16 protein-coding genes and 1 CRISPR repeat array (1 of these 17 cut by a window edge) are annotated in these 19,374 nt (G+C 69.5%); of the genes, 3 read left to right on the top strand and 13 right to left on the bottom strand.

Annotated features, from left to right (window positions below):
* The first annotated feature begins 119 nt into the window (after positions 1 to 119).
* Positions 120 to 464 carry a PadR family transcriptional regulator gene (locus ACZ5UM_RS07545; RefSeq protein ID WP_464847940.1) on the top strand — a complete coding sequence of 115 codons (345 nt, stop codon included), beginning with the start codon at positions 120 to 122 and terminating at the stop codon, positions 462 to 464.
* A complete protein-coding gene (locus tag ACZ5UM_RS07540) occupies positions 454 to 1,050 on the top strand; it encodes a permease prefix domain 1-containing protein (RefSeq protein WP_464847937.1) in 597 nt (198 codons plus the stop codon). The genes ACZ5UM_RS07545 and ACZ5UM_RS07540 overlap by 11 nt, the downstream gene beginning before the upstream one ends.
* A gap of 107 nt (positions 1,051 to 1,157) precedes the next feature.
* On the opposite strand, the gene namA is transcribed toward ACZ5UM_RS07540, so the two are convergent.
* The 13 genes from namA to yqfC all read right to left on the bottom strand — a co-directional run bounded on the left by namA (position 1,158) and on the right by yqfC (position 14,826).
* Positions 1,158 to 2,207: an NADPH dehydrogenase NamA gene (gene namA, locus ACZ5UM_RS07535; RefSeq protein WP_464847936.1), complete on the bottom strand. Its 1,050-nt coding sequence runs from the start codon at positions 2,205 to 2,207 to the stop codon at positions 1,158 to 1,160.
* A 40-nt stretch (positions 2,208 to 2,247) separates the two neighbouring features.
* Positions 2,248 to 3,609 carry a magnesium transporter gene (mgtE, locus tag ACZ5UM_RS07530; RefSeq protein ID WP_464847935.1) on the bottom strand — a complete coding sequence of 454 codons (1,362 nt, stop codon included), beginning with the start codon at positions 3,607 to 3,609 and terminating at the stop codon, positions 2,248 to 2,250.
* A 363-nt stretch (positions 3,610 to 3,972) separates the two neighbouring features.
* Positions 3,973 to 4,728 carry an alpha/beta fold hydrolase gene (locus ACZ5UM_RS07525; RefSeq protein WP_464847933.1) on the bottom strand — a complete coding sequence of 252 codons (756 nt, stop codon included), beginning with the start codon at positions 4,726 to 4,728 and terminating at the stop codon, positions 3,973 to 3,975.
* A gap of 116 nt (positions 4,729 to 4,844) precedes the next feature.
* Positions 4,845 to 6,137 carry a glycoside hydrolase family 18 protein gene (locus ACZ5UM_RS07520; protein ID WP_464847931.1) on the bottom strand — a complete coding sequence of 431 codons (1,293 nt, stop codon included), beginning with the start codon at positions 6,135 to 6,137 and terminating at the stop codon, positions 4,845 to 4,847.
* A 180-nt stretch (positions 6,138 to 6,317) separates the two neighbouring features.
* Positions 6,318 to 7,487, bottom strand: a complete 1,170-nt coding sequence (locus tag ACZ5UM_RS07515; RefSeq protein WP_464847929.1) for an iron-containing alcohol dehydrogenase — start codon at positions 7,485 to 7,487, stop codon at positions 6,318 to 6,320.
* Between the two features lie 106 nt (positions 7,488 to 7,593).
* On the bottom strand, positions 7,594 to 8,544 hold the full coding sequence (era, locus tag ACZ5UM_RS07510) for a GTPase Era (RefSeq protein ID WP_464847927.1): 951 nt from the start codon (positions 8,542 to 8,544) through the stop codon (positions 7,594 to 7,596).
* Positions 8,541 to 8,954 carry a cytidine deaminase gene (locus tag ACZ5UM_RS07505; RefSeq protein WP_464847926.1) on the bottom strand — a complete coding sequence of 138 codons (414 nt, stop codon included), beginning with the start codon at positions 8,952 to 8,954 and terminating at the stop codon, positions 8,541 to 8,543. Before ACZ5UM_RS07505 ends, era begins: the two co-directional genes overlap by 4 nt.
* A 13-nt stretch (positions 8,955 to 8,967) precedes the next feature.
* Positions 8,968 to 9,453, bottom strand: a complete 486-nt coding sequence (locus ACZ5UM_RS07500; RefSeq protein WP_464847925.1) for a diacylglycerol kinase family protein — start codon at positions 9,451 to 9,453, stop codon at positions 8,968 to 8,970.
* A complete protein-coding gene (gene ybeY, locus ACZ5UM_RS07495) occupies positions 9,450 to 9,920 on the bottom strand; it encodes an rRNA maturation RNase YbeY (RefSeq protein WP_464847923.1) in 471 nt (156 codons plus the stop codon). The genes ACZ5UM_RS07500 and ybeY overlap by 4 nt, the downstream gene beginning before the upstream one ends.
* Positions 9,841 to 12,087, bottom strand: a complete 2,247-nt coding sequence (locus tag ACZ5UM_RS07490) for an HD family phosphohydrolase (RefSeq protein ID WP_464847920.1) — start codon at positions 12,085 to 12,087, stop codon at positions 9,841 to 9,843. The genes ybeY and ACZ5UM_RS07490 overlap by 80 nt, the downstream gene beginning before the upstream one ends.
* 134 nt (positions 12,088 to 12,221) lie before the next feature.
* A complete protein-coding gene (locus ACZ5UM_RS07485) occupies positions 12,222 to 13,241 on the bottom strand; it encodes a PhoH family protein (RefSeq protein WP_464847918.1) in 1,020 nt (339 codons plus the stop codon).
* Between the two features lie 5 nt (positions 13,242 to 13,246).
* Entirely contained in the window at positions 13,247 to 14,500 is a 1,254-nt protein-coding gene (gene yqfD / locus ACZ5UM_RS07480) for a sporulation protein YqfD (RefSeq protein WP_464847917.1), read from the bottom strand.
* A gap of 29 nt (positions 14,501 to 14,529) precedes the next feature.
* Complete coding sequence (yqfC, locus tag ACZ5UM_RS07475; protein ID WP_464847916.1) at positions 14,530 to 14,826, bottom strand: sporulation protein YqfC; 297 nt, start codon at positions 14,824 to 14,826, stop codon at positions 14,530 to 14,532.
* A 1,203-nt stretch (positions 14,827 to 16,029) separates the two neighbouring features.
* Here yqfC and ACZ5UM_RS07470 point away from each other — a divergent pair.
* Positions 16,030 to 17,646, top strand: a complete 1,617-nt coding sequence (locus ACZ5UM_RS07470; RefSeq protein WP_464847914.1) for a CapA family protein — start codon at positions 16,030 to 16,032, stop codon at positions 17,644 to 17,646.
* Between the two features lie 129 nt (positions 17,647 to 17,775).
* Positions 17,776 to 19,374: direct repeats of the CRISPR family, unit length 28 nt; unit sequence GGTCGATCCCCGCGCATGCGGGGGAGAC; it runs 1,723 nt beyond the window's last position.

Below are 19,374 nucleotides of genomic sequence, written 5' to 3'. Positions count from 1 at the left end.
CGTATAGCCAGCACCCTCCTGCCAGACCGCAGGAAAGGCCGGCAGGACGACCATCTTGCCAGCCCGGCCCATGCCATGGTATCCTATGCCTAGGAGTCCTAGGTATAGGGGGTGGATCGTTGAACCAGGAGTTCGTGAAGGGGACTGCGGTTCCGCTTGTGCTGCGGGTCCTGACACAGGGTCCCCAGCATGGCTACGGCATCATTCAGGCAATCCGGGAGCAGTCCGGCGGCGTGATCGAGTTCAGCGAGGGGACGATCTACCCGCTGCTGCACGCCCTGGAGCGCGAAGGCCTGCTCTCGTCGGCCTGGGAAGTCCTGCCCTCGGGCCGGCGCAGGAAGCTCTATTCCCTGACCGGGCGCGGGGCTGAGCGGCTGACCCGGCTGACCGCGGACTGGCGGCAGTTCCGGTCGGCGGTGGACGCCATTCTGGGCGATGGGGAGGCGGTCCCCGGTGCCGTCTGATTTCACCGCCTTCGTGGCGCGCGTCTCCGCCCGCGTGGCGGGCGAATGTGAGCGGCGGGCGCTGGAGGATGAAATCCTGGATCACCTGCTGGAGTCCGCCCGGGAGCTGGAAGCCGGGGGCGTGCCGCCGGAGGAGGCCAGGCGGCAGGCGATGGCGCGGTTCGGCGACCCGGATCGGATCGGAAAGGAGTTGGCGAGGGTGCACAATCGGGTTCCGTTCCGGTTCTTTGCCCTGGGCGGCCTCGTATGGTACGCCCTCGGCGCCGTCTTCCTCGAGACCGGCGCCTTCTACATCAACCAGCACTGGCTCGTGCAGCTTCCCCTCCAGGTGCTCGGGCTGCCCCACTGGCTGGCGGAGGTGTCGCCCCAGATCCAGGCGTTGGCCCAGCTGCTGGCCCCTGTGGCGAGGTTCATGAGTGAGTCGCTGTCCGTATCGCCATGGCACCTGGGCGCGGCCATGAGCGCCGTCATCCTGACCCCGCTGGCCTACGGGCTGTATTGCGGGGCGCATCGGTTCATCCGGTTCATCCGGCAGCCTGAGGCGGCCCAGGCCTGGGGGCTGCTCAAGCTGGCGTGGAAGAACTGATCAGGGTCGGGACCGCCGCCGTGCCGACCCGGGAATACGTAGGCAGGCAGCGCACCCGCGCTGCCTGCGTCTCCGTCCATCACCATGCATGTCCCTGTGCACGCCGCTTACCGCCGGAACTTGCCCCGCACGTAGGGCTCCGGCCACGCCACCTCACGCCCCAGGCGGTGGGCCGCGGCCAGCAGGAAGTACGGGTTCCGGAGCAGCTCCCGGCCCAGCAGCACCACGTCGGCCTGGCCGGTGCGGACGATGCTGTCCGCCAGCTCCGGGCTGGTGATCAGCCCCACCGCGCCGGTGGCGATGCCGGCCTCCCGGCGGATCCGCTCGGCGAAGGCCACCTGGTAGCCCGGGCCGAGGTTGGCGATGTTCTGCAGGGGCGAGAGCCCGCCGCTGGAGACGTCCACCAGGTCCACGCCCCACGCCTTCATCCAGCGGGCCAGTTCCACCGCCTCGTCGACGTCCCAGCCGCCCTCCACCCAGTCGGTGGCGGAGATGCGCACCCAGACCGGCCGGTCGGCGGGGAACGCCTCCCGCACGGCCTCGAAGACCCGCCTGAGCAGCCGCGCCCGGTTCTCCAGCGGGCCGCCGTAAGCATCGGTGCGCTTGTTGGAGAGCGGCGAGAGGAACTCGTGCAGCAGGTACCCGTGGGCGGCGTGGATCTCCACCGCATCGCAGCCCAGCTGGCCCGCCCGACGGGCCGCGGCGCCGAAGGCCGCCACAACCTGCTCGATCCCCGCCTCATCCAGCGCCTGCGGGGTCACCCAGTCGGAATCCCACGGAATCGCGCTGGGGGCCACGGCCGGCTCCGGCCCCCGCCCCTTGTTCGGGGACCAGGCCTTCCGGCCGGCGTGGGCCAGCTGGATCGCGAAGGCGGCCCCCTCCGACCGCACGAACCGGGCGATGCGCGCCAGGGCCTCGGCCTGTGCGTCGTTCCACAGGCCCAGGTCATGCTCGGAGATGCGCCCGCGGGGCTCCACGGCCGTGGCCTCACTGATGATGAGGCCGATCCCGCCCGTCGCCCGGGTGCCGTAATGCACCAGGTGCCAGTCGGTGGGCAGGCCGTCGGTGCCTGCGACGTACATGCACATCGGGGACATGACCAGCCGGTTGCGCAGGGTGACCCCCTTCTGCGTGAAGGGCGCAAACAAGTGGGACATCTTGCCGAACCTCCTTACCCGTGTACTGCGAGGGCAGCGCTCAGAACACCGCCCGGAGCACCGCCGCGGCGATGGAGAAGTAGACCAGCATCGAGGTCGTATCGGTGATCGTGGCGATGAACGGGCCGGAGGCCACCGCCGGATCCAGCCCGATCCGCTGAATGATCACGGGCACCAGCGATCCGGCCGTCTTGGCCAGCATCAGGTTGATGGTGATGGAGAGCCCGACCACCAGGCCGATCCAGGGCGATCCGTTCCAGAGCGTGGCCGCGGCGCCCAGCACCAGGCCGCACAGCAGGCCGATGACCAGGCCGATCCGGGCCTCCCGCCACACCACCCGGATGAGCCGGTCCCGCTCCACCTCGCCCGTGGCCAGGCCGCGCACCATCACCGTGAGGGCCTGGGTGGCCGCGTTGCCGGCGCCGCCCGCCATGGTCGTGATAAAAATCGCCAGCGCGTGGAAGCGGTCCAGCAGCGGAGTGAAGGTCTCGATCACCTTGCCGGAGAGCAGGCTCAGGAAGAGCAGCCCCAGGAGCCACGGCAGGCGGGCGCGGATCGACGGCCAGATGGCCCCTTCCAGGTCGGTCTCCTGCTCGGCCTCAGAAACGCCGCCGGCCCGGTAGATGTCCTCCGTGGCCTCCTCCTCCAGCACGTCGATGACGTCGTCCACCGTGACGATGCCCCGCAGGATCTGCTGGTCATCGACGACGGGCACGGCCAGCAGGTTGTACTTCTGCACCACCCGGGCGACTTCTTCCTGGTCCTCGCCGACGTGCACGGACACCGGATTGGTGCGCATGATCGACCGGACTTCGGCGTCGGGAGGGGCCACGATGAGCTCGCGGAGCGAAAGCACGCCGACCAGCCGCTCGCGGGCGTCCACCACATATACGTAATAGGCTGTCTCCGCCGAAGGCGCCTCCCGGCGCAGCTGGTCGATGGCCTCCTCCGCGGTGCGGTGCGCCTGGACGGCGACGAACTCCGTGGTCATGATGCCGCCGGCCGAGTCCTCCCGGAAGCCGAGCAGCTCGCGGACGTCCGTGGCCTCTTCCGTGGCCATCAGGTCCAGGAGGGCGCCGGCCTTGTCCGGATCCAGCTCGGCGAACAGGTCTGCGGCGTCGTCGGCGGACATCTCGTCCAGGATGGCCTTGGCCTGGGCGGGCGGAAGCGCCGTGACGAGATCGACCTGCTCCTCCAGCTCCAGTTCGCTGATCGCCTCCGCCGCGGTGGGGCCGGCCAGGAGCTGCACCACGGTCGTCCGGTCCGCCTCATCCAGCTCCTGCAGCACCTCGGCGAGGTCGGCCGGGTGAAGTTCCGAGAGCAGGGCGCGCAGTTCGTCCAGCCGGTGCTGCTGCAGCAGGACGATGGTCTGGTCCAGGGTGCCGATCAGTTCCTGGTTCAATGGCCTCGCCTCCCTTTCGTGTGGAGCTTGCCGCCTCCCCGAAAAAGAGAAGACGGCCATGCGGAGGCCCGCACAGCCGTGGCGAAGCGCAGGAACAACCGGACCGGGCGAAGCCTGTCACCGGTGCGCGACGACAGACCTCACCCCGAGCGGCAGTTCGACCCGGAGGGCTGTGAGTATGGGCGGGCCTCCTAAAGGATTCCGCAAACTGTGCACATCCAGACTCAGACTTGGCCCGGCATCCATTCCCATCACCACCTCCGTTCGACACGCTCACTGGAAGAGGCGCCCTTCGAGCCAGGGCGCCCCGCAGTCGAAACGTCCTTCTGTATTGTAAACAGACGCGCGAGCAGATGCAACCATTCACGCCAGGAGTTTCAGCAGAAATTCCTTCACCGCGGCCCGCGCGTCATCTCGGTAGAGCAGCTCGGGATGTCCCGCCCGCGGCACCAGGTGGAAGCGGCCATGCGGCGCGAGCCGGGCCAGCTCCTGTCCCTGCTCCAGCGGCACCATCTGGTCCCGGTCGCCCTGCACCACCAGGACCGGGACCGGGATGGACGCCAGCCTGGCCGGGTCGAAGCCGGGCCAGGTCGCCAGCATTTCGCCGAGGGCCGTCGCCAGCGCTTCCCAGGGGGTGGCGATGTGCCGCTCATCCAGCTGCCGGGCCCAGAGCGGGGAGCGCCGCCGGATGGCAGCGGGCGCGAACACGGCGCGGGCGCCGTCCGCCGGGCGGATGCGGGACGCCAGGACGACCAGCCCCGAGACCCGCCCCCGGAGGGCCAGCTCGATCCCCACCATGCCGCCCAGGCTGTACCCGGCCACGAGCGGCCGGCCCAGGCCCAGCCGGTCGATGAGGTCTGCCACGGCGTCTGCCATGCCGCTGATCGTGAGCCGGCCGGGGAGCGCGGACCCGCCGCGCCCGGGCAGCACAGAGCGGCCGTGGCCCGGCAGGTCGACGGCGATCAGCCGCAGGCCCAGGGGGGAGAGCGCTTCGATCAGCGGCGCCATCGACTCGTGGGTCTGCAGCGCCGCGTGCAGCAGCAACACGGGCCGGCCGTCCGCCGGCCCGGACTCGGCGTACCAGAGCGTTCCGCCCGCCGGGATGGGAAGGGAAGACACCGGGTCACCTCCCGTCTTGCCCGGGCCCCGGCGTTCCGTTCGCGTCGGGCCCGGTCGTCTCCTGCTGAGGTCATCGGCTCGTCCCTTTAGTCTCCCCAGCACGGGCGGCGGATGCGTCAGCCCGTCCGTTTGGCCACGGTGAAGTTGTCGTCCAGCAGCAGCCAGTTCTGCGGGAAGTCGAGGCCCAGCTTCCAGTAGCTGATGCCCCTGAGCCCCATCTCCTTCAGCAGGCTGAACTTCGCCTGGATGGAGCGGGCGTCCTCGAACCAGACCTCGTGGGTGCGGCCCTGCTCATCCACGTAGCGGTAGAACGGGGCCTGGGCCCGCGGGTCGAACTCGATGGCCACCCCCCGCCGGGCGGCCTGGCGGATGGCCTCCTGCGGGCTGATCGCCCGGGCGTACTCGCCGCCCGGCCGGTACGGCAGGGTCCAGTCGTAGCCGTAGAGGTTCTGGCCCATCATGATCTTCTGCCGCGGGATCTGGGTGACGGCGAACTCCAGCACCCGGCGCACCTGGTCGATGGGCGACACGGCCATCGGCGGCCCGCCGCTGTAACCCCATTCGTACGTCATCAGCACGACGAAGTCCACGATCTCCCCGTGGGCGGCGTAGTCGTGGGCCTCGTACCACTGGCCCGCCTGCTCCGCGCTGACCTTCGGCGCCAGGGCGGTGGAGATGAGGGCGCCTTCGGCGTGGATGAGATCGGCCGCCCGCCGGAGGAAACGGTTGTACGCCTCCCGGTCCTCGGGCCGCAGGAACTCGAAGTCGAAGTGGACGTCGCGGAAGCCCATCTCCCGGATGAGCCGCTGCACCTCCTGCAGCAGCCGGTCCTGCGCCGCCTGGTCGTTGAGGATGACCTGGCCCAGCTCCGCGCTGAAGCCGCCCTCCTCCAGATTGGTCACCACCAGCATGGGCACCGCCCCGCCCTCCCGGGCGATCTGGAGCAGACCGTCCAGCGGCGGCGGGTTCAGGGTGCCGTCCCGCTGCACCTGGAAGCTGAACGGCGCCAGGTAGGTGAGGTAAGGCACGGCTGCCCGCGAGGCCGCGACCAGGTTGGGGCTCACGGACTCGCCGAAAGGCTCCACGTAGGCGTTGGCCTCGATGGAGGGCCGCGGGGCAGGCGGTATGTAGAGGCGCAGGCCGACGGGGAGCGTGGCGCCGGCGGGGATGCCGTTGATGCGGGCCAGCTCCTCCGGGGCGACGCCGAACCGCTGGCCGATGGACCAGAGCGAGTCGCCCGGCTGGACCCAGTAGTACCGGCCGGTGATGGGGATGACCAGGGCCTGCCCGACGACCAGGTACGGCAGGCCGTTCAGCTGATTGGCCTCGCTGATGGACTCCGGGGTGACGCTGTAGGCGCGGGCGATGCCGTAGAGCGACTGCCCGGGCTCGACCACGTGAATCTGCATCGCGCTCAGCCTCCCGCAGGGCATTCCAGATAAGATCATGGTATGCCGGGGCGGGCGCGGAGCATCCTGCGCGAACGGGCCGGGAGCGGGCGAGACGGATGGATGCCGCTTTCCACGGGCAGCGCAGTGCGGACGGAATCGCGAAAGGCCGCCAGGATCGACCTGGCGGCCTCCGTTTCCCTACAGCGACATCCGCAGGATCGCGGCCACGTCCTCCTGCGTCAGCTTGCGGAACTGGCCGATCGTCCCGCCCTCTGTGGCCAGGGCGGCCATGCGCTCGATCTGGTCGTCGCCGATGCCGTAGTCGGCCAGCCGTGAAGGCGCGCCGAGGCTCGTCCAGAACTGCCGCAGCCGCTCGATCCCCTCGAGCCCCACCTCCCGGTCGGTGAGGCCGGCCGGATCCACGTCGAAGACCCGCACCGCCAGCCGGGCAAAACGCGCCGGGTCGGCATCCAGGCAGTACTTCATCCAGTTGGGATGGACGATGGCCAGCCCGCCGCCGTGGGGGATGTCGTAGAGCGCCGAGATCGCATGCTCGATGGCGTGGGTGGCCCAGTCGCCCCCGTCGGTGCCCATGGCGAGCACGTCGTTCAGGGCCATCGTGCCGCAGAACATGAGCGTCTCCCGGGCCTCGTAGTCCTCCGGGTTGGCGACCGCCTTCGGCGCAGCCTCCATGACCGTCCGCAGCAGCGCCTCGATCCAGCGGTCGATCAGCGGCGCGTTGGCCGCCGTGTGGAAGTACTGCTCCAGCGCGTGCGACATCATGTCCACCACGCCGTAGACGGTGTGGTCCCGGGGCACCGTGAACGTGTGAACAGGGTCCAGGATCGAGAACGCGGGGTAGGTGTGAGGGGCGGCGTCCCAGCCGAGCTTCTCCCGGGTCTCCCAGTTGGTGATCACCGAACCCGAGTTCATCTCCGAGCCGGTGGCCGCCAGGGTGAGCACCGTGCCGAAGGGCAGCGCGCCGGTCGCCCGCTCCTTCCCGGTGATGACCTCCCACACGTCGCCGTCGTATTGGGCGCCGACGGCGATCGCCTTGGCGCAGTCGATCACGCTGCCGCCGCCGACGGCGAGGATGAACTGGATCTGTTCCCGGCGGCAGATCTCCACGCCCCGGTGGACGGTGGTCAGCCGGGGATTGGGCTCCACCCCCGGCAGTTCGAACACCTCGCAGCCCGCCTCCCGCAGGATGGCCATCACCTCGTCGTACAGGCCGGTGCGCTTGATGGAGCCGCCGCCGTACACCAGCAGCAGCCGCTTCCCGTACGGCTCCAGCTCCGCACGCAGGCGGCTGAGCTGCCCACGGCCGAAGATCAGTCGGGTGGGATTGTAGAAGACGAAGTTTTCCATGATGTGCGGTCCTCTCCTCTGCTGCTTGCGGAAGTGCCATGACGGAACGGAGGCTGCCAGGCTGACCTGGCGGCCTCCAAGCCGTCCACAGGGTCGGCGCAGTCCGCTATTCTTCCCGGTACCCGAGGCTCCGCAGGACCGACTCCCGGTTCCGCCAGTCCTCCTTCACCTTCACGAACAGCTCCAGGTAGATCTTGGAGCCCAGCATCTGCTCGATGTCCTGGCGGGCCCGGGCGCCGATCTCCTTCAGCATGGACCCGCGCTTGCCGATGATGATCCCCTTCTGGCTCTCGCGCTCGACGTAGATCGAGGCGGCCACGTAGACGGTGCCGGTCTCCCGGCGCTGGAGCTGCTCCACGTCCACCGCCACCGAGTGCGGGATCTCCTCCCGGGTGAGGTGCAGGATCTTCTCCCGGATGAACTCCGCGATCACGAAGCGCTCGGGCTGGTCGGTGATCATGTCCTCGGGGTAGTACTTGGGCCCTTCCTCCATCTGCTGCACGATCAGGTCCAGCAGCGCGTCGACGTTCTTGTGCTCCAGGGCCGACACCGGCACGATGTCGATCCACTCGATGGTGGGCGCGCCCGGCTCGGGCGTCTCGCTGCGCACCTGCGGATCGCCGAGGGCCTTGTAGGCGTCCATCACCGCGTACCAGTCGCCCCGCTTCACCCGGTCCATCTTGTTGACCACCAGGATCGCCGGCCGGCCGGAGCGGGCGACCACGTCGGCGACGTACTTGTCGCCCTCGCCGGGCTCCGGCACGGAGCCGTCGACGACGAACAGCACCACATCCACCTCGGGGATGGTGCCGATGGCCACCTTGTTCATGTACTCGCCGAGCCGGTGGCGCGGCTTGTGGATGCCCGGCGTGTCCAGGAAGACCACCTGCGCGTCGGGCCGGTTGTAGACGCCCAGGATCCGGTTGCGGGTCGTCTGGGGCTTGTCCGACATGATGGCCAGCTTCGCCGCGACAAAGGCGTTCAGTAGCGTGGACTTGCCCACGTTGGGCCGGCCCACGATGGAGCAGAAACCGGAGCGGAACGGTGCTTCCTTCATGCGCGGCCCTCCCCGTCGCCAGGCAGGTCTGCCGGGGTGAAGGCCCCGGGGAGGAGATCCCGCACAGACCCGGTCCAGATGTCGCCCTTCAGATTGGTCAGGATGACCCGGGCGTCGGGCCCGAACTCGGTCATCACCTGGCGGCAGGCGCCGCAGGGGCTGCAGGGCCCGTCGGTGTCGGCGATGACGGCGATGGCCGTGAAGCGCCGCCGCCCCTCGCTCACCATCTTGAAGATCGCCGTGCGCTCGGCGCAGTTGGTGAGGCCGAAGCTGGCGTTCTCAATGTTGCAGCCGGTGTAGAGCGTGCCGTCGTCGGCCACCAGCGCGGCCCCCACTGGAAAGCGGGAATAGGGCACGTAGGCCTGCCCGCGCGCGTCCCGGGCGGCGGCGATGAGTTCGGCATCAGTCAAGGTGAATCCCTCCTCACGACTCCTGCCGGGCGCCTCCGAAGAGGCCCAGGAGCCCGGCGGCGGCCGGCGGCAAGAGCCAGGCCGGGCGGTGCAGCAAGAAGCGCAGCACCGTCTGTATGGTATCGGTCAGATCCCGCCGCAGCGCGAAAAGAAGCGCCGCGGCGAACACGGCGTGCAGCGCAGTGAGCAGCACGGCGCCGGAGGCCACTTCCTTGGCGGCGCCGGCCAGCGGGTGCCGCTCCCGGCCGGCGGCCAGATCCACGGCTCGCTCCACCGCCGTGTTGACCAGCTCGGCAAACAGCACCAGGGCGATCGTGACGGCCAGGTAGGCCGTCTCCCAGCCCGCCAGCCCCACGGCGATGGCGGCCACGGTCGCGCACGTGCCGGCGAAGACGTGGAAGCGCAGATTGGGCTCCTCCCGGTAGGCCTGCACCAGCCCGCGGCCCGCGTCGCGAAACCGCGGGAGGATCGACCGGTGCCGGAAGGGCCGCCCGCTCATCGGCTCAGCCCCAGTCCCGCCAAGATCTCCTCGGTCTTGGCCATCATGGCGGCCTCCTCCTCGGGGGTCTGGTGGTCCCAGCCCAGCAGGTGAAGCATGCCGTGCGCCGTCAGGAACCCCAGCTCGCGCTCGAACGAGTGGCCGTAATCGGCCGCCTGGCTGACGCAGCGCTCCACCGAGATGAAGATGTCGCCCAGCGGCACCGGCTCGCCCTCGGGCAGGTCGCCCATGTCCTCCCCTTCCAGCTGTGAAAAGGAAAGCACGTCGGTGGGGCTGGCCAGCCCCCGGTGGTCGCGGTTCAGGTCGGTGATGGTCGCATCATCCACCAGCGTGATCGACACGGCGACGTGGGCGCCGAGATCCGACCCGGCCAGCTGCAGGGTCCGCTCAGCGACCCGCCGGACCAGGTCCTCCTGCTCCGCCGTCAGCTCCACCGTCTCCTGTTCGTTGTTGATCCAGATCTCCATCCGTCAAAGCCTCCTCGGCGCTGTCCGGACCGGGGGCCGCCTTCTGCTGCCCGCCGTTCTCCTGACCGGCGTTCTCCTCTCCGGCCCCCTCCTGCCCGGCGGCGTCCTGTGCCTCTCCGGCGCCCTCAGCGGGCTTCTGCTGGCCGGGGTAGTCGATGCGGGCATGGTGCACGCCGCTCAGCACCTTCACAAACACCCGGGCGATGGTGTCCAGCTCCTTCAGGGTGAGGTCGCAGTTGTCCAGCTGCCCCTGCTGGAGCCGGTCGTTGATGATCTTGCGCACCTGCTGCTCGATCTGGTCGTGGGAGAGGTGGCTCTTCTGCCGCATCGCCCGGACCGAGGCCTCGCAGCCGTCCGCCAGCATGCAGATGGCCGTCTCCCGCCTGCGGGGCTTGGGACCCTCATAGCGGAAATCCTCTTCCAGCACGTACTCGGACTGGTTGTTCTGCGACGCCATGTGGTAGAAGTAGCTGACCAGGGTGGTGCCGTGGTGCTCGGGGATGAAGTCGATGATCTCCTGGGGCAGCCCCGCCTCCCTGGCCAGCTCCACCCCTTCCTTGACGTGGCTGGTGATGATCATGGCCGAGAGGCTCGGCGGCAGCTTGTCGTGCGGGTTCTCCCCGCCGAACTGGTTCTCCACGAAGAACGCAGGCCGCTTGATCTTGCCGATGTCGTGGTAGTATGCCCCGACCCGGGCCAGGACCGGATCGGCGCCGATCGCCTCGGCCGCCGCCTCGCAGAGGTTGGCCACCAGGATGGTGTGGTGGTAGGAGCCCGGGGCCTCCACCATGAGCCGCTTCAGCAGCGGGTGGTTGGGGTTCGAGAGCTCCAGGAGCTTCAGCGGCGTGACGATGCCGAAGAGCGTCTCGAACAGCGGCAGGGCGCCGGTGGCGAGGATGGCCACCAGCAGGCCGTTCACCGCGCCCAGGGCGACGTCGCGCCACATCTGCCAGTCCAGCAGCGGCGCCGACTCCAGCAGGTTCAGGGCGAGCACCGTCACGGCGTTGGCAACGCCCAGCATGAGGCCGGAGCGGTACAGGTCGTTCCGGCTCTCCACCCGGGCGACGGTGTAGACCCCCACCGCCGACCCGACGACCCCGACGGCGACGGCGCCCACCTGGGCCGAGGAAGCGAAGACGCCCAGCAGCACGGCGATGATCACCGACTGCAGCAGGGCCACCCGGGGATCCAGCAGGATGGCGGCCAGTACGGCGTTGAGCGCGATGGGCATCAGGTAGGAGGCGCCCTCACCCAGCTGGCCGGAGAAGAGGTTCATGGCCAGGGAGAGGAAGAGCGTGATGAAGCCGATGAGCCCCAGGAGCATCAGCTTGGAGTCGCGTTCCAGGATCTCGGGCCGCCAGCGGGCGATGGAGATGGCCATGATGGCCACCACCACCAGCGAGATCAGGGCCGCGCCGGCCCAGGACTGATAGCTGGCCTTCTGGCCCACCAACCCCAGGTCGACCAGCGCGGCGTACTGGTCCGCGGTGATGGTCTTGCCCTTCTCGATGATCAGCTGCCCCGGCTGCCACCAGACCTCGGGGACCTCCTGCGCGGCCTTCATGCGGAGCCAGTCGGTCTGCTCCGGATCCTCCACCATGTTGGCCTCGACGCGGCTCTTCACCAGCTCCCGGACGAAGCGGCTGAGGTTCGCATCCTCGATGGCCAGCGTGAAGGGCTCCGCCCCGCTGTCGATGCCGGCCCGCAGGCGGGGGACGTCCCGCTCGAACACGTCCTCGCCCAGCACGATCTGAAGCAGCGCCAGGGCCTGCTCCTCCGCGTAGACGATCTGCGCGTCGTCGGCCGTCAGCAGCGCCGCGTAGACCTCATCGGGCAGGACCGCCAGCCGGACGCGATCGGCCAGATTCTGCACCCGCGCCTCCAGGTCGACCTCGCCCTGGCCGCGGATCCGGCGGATCTCGCTGAAGATCGCCTTCACGTACCTTTCCGCGTTTTCCAGCACGGCCGGTTCCCGCTTGTACACGGGGGTCACCGCCTGCGCCGCGGCCTCCTGCCGCTGTGAGGTCAGAATCTCGTTGAAGACCGCGCGCGGCGCGGGCACGTCCCGCGGGGCCACGTCGCCGATCTTCACGTCCAGGCGGGCAGGCACGGTCTGGTTTCCCAGGACCAGGGTCAGAAGCGCGAAGAAGAGAACCCCCCAGATCACTCTGCGGATTCGGGAGTTCTTCCACCGGTTCTGTCCTGTCAGGTTCTCGAGCCGTTCACGAAGCTGCTGCCATATACGCATAGGTCTGACTTGGGAGGGTCTGGCTTTACCGTCCCCTTACCTCCCATCTTCATCTAAGACTCCGACCCGTCCGGCTGACCGGCCCGCGGCCTGGGCGGGTGCGAGCCAGTCCCACCGCCCCCTGCGGCCTCGTAGGCCTTGATGATCAGCTGGACCAGGTCGTTGCGCACTACATCTCGCTCTGTAAGGTAATAGAAGGAAATGCCCGGGACGTTGCGCAGGACGCGCTGCACGTCCACCAGCCCGGACCGGGTGCCCTCCGGCAGGTCGATCTGCGTGATGTCGCCGGTCACGACCACCTTCGAGCCGAAGCCCATGCGCGTGAGGAACATCTTCATCTGCTCGGGCGTGGTATTCTGGGCCTCGTCGAGGATGATGAACGAATCATCCAGCGTCCGGCCCCGCATGAACGCCAGTGGGGCGACCTCGATGATCCCGCGCTCCATCAGCCGCTCGAACGTATCCGAGCCCATGATGTCGAACAGGGCGTCGTAGAGCGGCCGCAGGTAGGGATCCACCTTCTGCTGCATGTCGCCCGGCAGGAAGCCGAGTTTCTCGCCGGCCTCGACGGCGGGCCGGGTCAGGATGATGCGCGCGACCTCCTTCGCCTTGAAGGCGGCCACCGCCACGGCCATGGCCAGGTAGGTCTTGCCCGTGCCGGCGGGCCCGATGCCGAAGGTGACGCCGCTGCGCCGGATGGCGTCGACGTACTCCTTCTGCCCCAGCGTCTTGGGCCGGATCTGCTTGCCCCGGTACGTCGTCACGATCACATCGGTCAGCGCCTCGGCCAGGGGCTTCTCCTCCCCCTCCCGGGCCAGCCGCACGGCGTACCGGACATCGCGCTCGGTCACCCGGCCGCCCCGCTCCTGAATGGCCGTCAGGCGGTCGAACAGCCGAACTACCCGGCCGACCTCGTCCTCCTGGCCCTTGATGATAACCTCGTTGCCCCGGGGCACGAGGGTAACGTCAAAGCCTTCCTCGATGAAGCGCAGGTGCGAGTCGTTCAACCCGAATAACTCGCGTGCGCGCTCGTTGTCTGCGATCAGGATCCGCCTTTCCTGGGTCTCATCCAACCCGGTCACCTGCCCATGCTCAGCATCGGCCCCTCCAGCGGGGCGGAAACCTCCTCCAGCGTCTCGACGGTGACCAGAATGCCCACGTAGCCGCCTTCCTGCTGCACCACTTCCGCCCTGAGCGGCACCAGAATGCGGTCGTTCGGGCCCAGCATCCAGGCCAGCCGCCGCTCCATGGCGGCACGGGCCCGCTCCTCCAGCACCTCCACCGGCACGGGCTCCGCCCTCACCGTGACTTCCAGGGCCTCCCGAATCTCGATTTCGACAGGTGGGGTCCAATTCCTCCACTGGCCCGGGGAGATGGTCCGGGTGGTGACCTCGTAGTCCGCAAACGGAACGGGGCCGCGCCCGCGTAGTATTATGGACCGGCCTTTCCAGTTCAAAACCCACTGCACGTGCCGCCGGCCGGTGGGCTCCTTGACCTGCTCCACCGCGGGGTATTCATGGTACTGCCGGTAGGCGACGCGCGCCTTCACGCTGGCCTGGGCGACCACGGTCCGGGCCAGGTCCTCGCGCGGCGGCAGGGGCATGCCGGGGATCACGGCCGGTCGCCCCCCTGCCCAGTAGCGCAGGGCGCACTCCACCAGCATGTCCCCCGCCTGCACGACGTCGCCCTTCTTCACCAGGGGCTCCCCCTGGTACGGAATCACCTGCTCCACGACCCCGGACTTGCGGGCCACCAGGTGGACGCACAGCGCCTGGTCGGGCGGGGTCACCGCCCCCTTCTCCACCACCTCGATGACGGCACGCGTGCCGTCGACCCGCACCACCGCCCAGGAGAGCTCCTCAATCCTGGACTTGAGCTGCTGGGTCACGTGGTTGAGGTCGACCCGCGCCTTCCACGCGCCCTTGCGCAGGCCGGCCTCCGCCGCCACGGCCAGGATGGCCCGGGGGTCCAGGTAGCCGGGGCCGCTGATGCGCACGTCCACCACCCAGAAGTGGCTCCCCGCCCAGATGAGGGCGGCGAGGCCGAGGGCCGCGCCGGCCAGGAGGAACGGGCGCCGCTTGAGGCGCCTGCTGAGGAACGGAAACCCGTATCGCCCGCGGATGCGCACGCGGCACCGGCTCGCGCGGGCGACGGGCCGCAGGCGGAAGAAGTCCGCCAGCATCAGCGTGACCCGCAGCCGCCCCGGCTGCCGCTGCAGGTCCCAGAGCAGGACGCCCTCTTCCAGGCAGAGGTTGAGGAAGCGCTCGATGTCCCCTCCCGTCAGCTCGAGGCGCAGGGTGCCGAGCAGATAGCGAATCAGCCGGCGCAGCATCCACGCACCGCCTCCTTCCCGGGCAGCGCTTACGCCCTGCCTTCTTCCGGCGGCGCGCAGCGCAGCCCGTCGATGCGCCCCAGGAGCACCGCCTGGTCCGGCGAGAGGAAGCCGATGCGCAGGTCCTCGCCGTCGATGGTCATCTTCCCTTCCGGCAGCCGCAGCACCACCCGGTCGGGGCGGTACTCCACCAGCCCCCGGTGGTTCTCCACGACCAGCTCCATGTTGCCGATCAGGACCGCCCGGGGCACGTCCAGCACCGCATCCCCCGGCAGTTCGAGAAGGGAGACCAGCCGCTCCCTCAGGCCTCTGCGCCGCTGCTGCAAGGGGCTTCCCCCCTTCCTGTCGATGGCACGTCCACATGGAAGGTATGCGGACCGGGGGGGAGACTAGAAGTGGCGGTGAGCGGTGGGTGGTGGGCAGTGAGCAGTGGGTCGTGTGCGGTGGGCGGTGAGTGTGGGCTGGTGGGTCGTCGAGGGTGGGCGGCTGGGCGGTGGATCGTGAGCGGTGGGAGTGGATGGGGTCGTGAGCGGGTTGACTGCGGGATGTGACATGCGGAGGGGGATGTGCGTGGTGAGCGGTGGGAGTACGGGGGCGGGTCGGAGGCGGCGAGCGTACTGGCGCTGGGTAAGAGATGCGGCAGCAAGAAGTGGGTGATGGGTGGTCGGCAGTGCGCGGGCTGGCGACGGTGATGCCGGCGGTCTGAACCGAGTAGGCGTCAACGCACGGACGCCGGCTCCCCTTCACGCCGCAACCACCCGACACCAGTTCCCGTTCACACGGCAACCTCCCGGCGCCGACGCTGCCCGGCTGGCCAAATGCGACAGATTTCCACTTCGCTCGCCGGCCAAGTAGAAATCCGTCGTACTTCCTCCTCCGCCCCCGCTCCTCCACACTTCAACTGCGCGGCACCCGTTCCCCGTCACCTTTCAACTACCGGACGCCAGTTCCCCTTCACGCCGCAACCACCCGACACCAGTTCCCGTTCACACGGCAACCTCCCGACGCCGACGCTGCCCGGCTGGCCAAATGCGACAGATTTCCACTTCGCCCCAAGACGAAGTGGAAATCCGTCGCACGTCGTCCCTGCGCCCGACCCCTTCTGCTGCGACCACCCTGCACAGGGCCGCCTAGCCAGCTGCAAGTCGACGAGGAGCACAGCGCTGATATCCTTCTCCCACCCCGCATCGACCGCCAGGCCGTCATCCCCCGTCGCCAGCGACTCCAGTTGTCTGACCCCCAGCTCCGGTGAACAGTCCGACACAAGCCGCCGTGCCGACGGGTGTGCCGGAGCGCCAGCGGGGTATGGGCGAATCACCGCGGCGCAGCCAGTCGGCCCCACTGTAGAAACCTGCATCAGTTCACGTTCGTCCTAGAAGCCAAGTGAACAAGCACCGGTTTCCGCACGGGCAGCCGCATCTGCCTTGGTCAGGCCCCAATGATCACCCATCACCTGATCGCCCACGCCTGGCCCCGGCAGGGGCGTCCCCGCCCGTGGCCGAATCCCCCTCACGAAGGGAGGCGGACCCATGCGCATGAAAAAACCGGCCAGGCTCCTTCTGGCCGTGCTGATCCTGCTGACCGCATGCAGCCGGGGCCCGGGGCAGGAGCCCGGTCCGGGTGAGCCGCAGGGCGGTAACGCCGACCCGGGCAAGGACCGGACCACCCTGGTCCTCGCCGCGCCCGAAAGCCTGGAACTGCCCGCGCTGGAGGGCGTGGAGGTGCTGCGCACCCCCGAGCCGGCGCCTGCGCTGATGCGGGGAGAAGCCGACGCAGCCGTGATCGGAGGCGACCCGCCCCCGACCCTGGCCGCTTTTCCCCTGCGCGTGCGGGAACAGATCATCCTGCAGGGATGGCTGGACGAGCCCCTGTCGCTGACGCTCAGCGAGGCTGAGGCCCTGCTGCCCCAGTTGGGTCCCCCCGGCGAACCGGAACGGGGCGCGCTGGCGGCCGGGCGGCTCGCCGACCTGCGGCCGGGCTGGCGGGCGGTGCCGGTGGACGGCGTCGCGCCCACGCCCCAGACCGTGCGGTCGGGCGAGTATCCCCTGGCCGAGCGGCTGATGGTGGCTTACAGGCCAGAGGATGAGGCGCGCATCGCACCGCTCAGGGAGACGCTGCGGGCGGCGCTCAGCGGCAGCGCTGAAGGAAGTGCCGTCGGCGGCAGCGCCGGAGGCGCTGGCGGCGGGGCTCCCGGCGGGGAGGCGGGCGGTGCGGGTCGGGCGGACTGGATCCGGCTCTCCGTCGCCGGCGACTTCATGCTGGCCCGGGGGGTCGCCCGGGCCATGCGGGAGAACGGCACGCTCTACCCCATCGAACAGGTACGTGACCATCTGTCATCGGCGGACCTGGCCTTCGCCAACCTGGAGTCGCCCATCGGCGTGACGGGCCGCCCGCTGCCGGGCAAGCAGATCTGGTTCCGGGCGGCGCCGGAGGCCGTCGAGCTGCTGAAGGCGGCCGGGCTGGACGGGGTCACGGTGGCCAACAACCACATCATGGACTACGACGAGGAGAACTTCCTGGAGACGCTGGACCTCCTCGCGGAGGCCGGCATCCCGTGGACGGGGGGCGGGAGGAATCTGGAGGAGGCCCGCCGGCCGCTGGTGCTGGAGGCGCAGGGCGTGCGCATCGCCTTCCTGGGCTACAGCGAGTTCGCCGACCTCTTCTTCGACTGGGACTATCCCCGCAGCTTCGCCGCCACGGAGGACCGTCCGGGTGTACCCGCCATCCGGGAGGACTGGCTGGCCGAGGACATCCGGGCCGCACGGGAGGTGGCGGACGTCGTCGCCGTTGCGCTCCACTGGGGCGTCGAGTTCGTCAACTACCCCACCGAGGAGCAGCAGCGCCTGGCCCGGTACATGGTCGATCAGGGGGCGGACCTGGTGCTCGGGTACCACCCCCACGCCATCCAGGGGTTCGAGCTGTATAACGGCGGCTTCATCGCCTACAGCCTGGGCAACTTCATCATGGACCGGCAGGACACCGACCTGGCCAGGGAGTCGATGATCCTGGACTTCCTGATCGGCCCCGACGGCGTAAAGCAGGTGGAGGTGCACCCGGTCTGGATCCACGCCGAACAGCCCCACATCCTGCAGGGCGAGGAGGCCGCCCGGCTGCGGCAGAAGATGCAGGAGATCTCTGGCTGGTAGGGCGGCAGCGCCACGCCTGAGCGGGCACCCCGCACATGAGTCAGGACAACGAAGGCTACGGCAACCAGAGAGCCTGCACCCCCACCAACGGTGGTGCAGGCTTTGTTTACCCGCCTGCACTGGCTGGAGGGTCGGTCCCCGCGCATGCGGGGGAGACTGGATCGAGAACAGCAGGTCGGCCTCGATCTTGGGTCGATCCCCGCGCATGCGGGGGAGACCGTCCGCTCCTCTCATCTCACGTCCACGTCTCGGGTCGATCCCCGCGCATGCGGGGGAGACCCGGCTCGCTGAGCAGGCCGGGGAGGGGCGGACGGTCGATCCCCGCGCATGCGGGGGAGACAACCGGAGTACAGTAACCGCCTTCCGAAGCAACGGTCGATCCCCGCGCATGCGGGGGAGACCCGCCATAGGGCGGATGGGGCTCGTCAGGTGGGGGTCGATCCCCGCGCATGCGGGGGAGACGACATGCGAGCCCATCCCGAGGACGCCCCGGCGGGTCGATCCCCGCGCATGCGGGGGAGACAGGTGCGGAGACGCGCGGAGAAACGCGAGATGGGGTCGATCCCCGCGCATGCGGGGGAGACGTGCGCAACCACCGCGCACCACTCGCGCGTCCGGGTCGATCCCCGCGCATGCGGGGGAGACCTCCTCTACTCCTGTGGTGGGTGGCTGTCCTAGGGTCGATCCCCGCGCATGCGGGGGAGACCCTCTGCCACGAGGACAGGAAGAGCTATCATGAGGTCGATCCCCACGCATGCGGGGGAGACTGGCGCTCATCCGTACCAGCGGATTTGACGCCAGGTCGATCCCCGCGCATGCGGGGGAGACGGCTTCCAGCGCTGCGAGGCACATGTCCCGCGGGGTCGATCCCCGCGCATGCGGGGGAGACGCCGACATCGACAAGGAGGCCCTTTACCGGGGAGGTCGATCCCCGCGCATGCGGGGGAGACGGGCATGTAGAAAGCGGCGGGCTTCTGGAGCGGGGTCGATCCCCGCGCATGCGGGGGAGACCTCGAACTGGGCGGCCACCTCCGGCCGGTCCCAGGTCGATCCCCGCGCATGCGGGGGAGACGCCGGACGGTTGCCAGCACGGAGGACCTGGAGGGGTCGATCCCCGCGCATGCGGGGGAGACCGGCTGCTGGACGGCGTGCAACCGGTGCTGGTGGGTCGATCCCCGCGCATGCGGGGGAGACTGGATGATGCAGCGCGCCGTGGAGGGGTCGATGGGTCGATCCCCGCGCATGCGGGGGAGACGAGGGGCTGACCGGAAACGAAGGCAAACAGTGGGGTCGATCCCCGCGCATGCGGGGGAGACCGGCTGCTGGACGGCGTGCAACCGGTGCTGGTGGGTCGATCCCCGCGCATGCGGGGGAGACCTGTGGGTGCTGGGGGACGGCGAGGAGGCGAAGGGTCGATCCCCGCGCATGCGGGGGAGACAGCGTCACGGCGGTCTCCCTGGCGTGCCACCGGGGTCGATCCCCGCGCATGCGGGGGAGACATCAGGCGCCTGGGCCTGCACCACGAGTGTGGAGGTCGATCCCCGCGCATGCGGGGGAGACATAGGCCCGTCCGAAGGGGGACCGTCCCCACGGGGTCGATCCCCGCGCATGCGGGGGAGACGCGTCGGAGCCCTTCTGCCTGTAGACTTCCTTGGGTCGATCCCCGCGCATGCGGGGGAGACGCCGCAGCGGTAACAAAGCCCCTGCTCTCGCCAGGTCGATCCCCGC

This window comes from Symbiobacterium ostreiconchae, from assembly GCF_055396975.1.
This window is presented reverse-complemented; position numbering and strand designations above follow the sequence as displayed.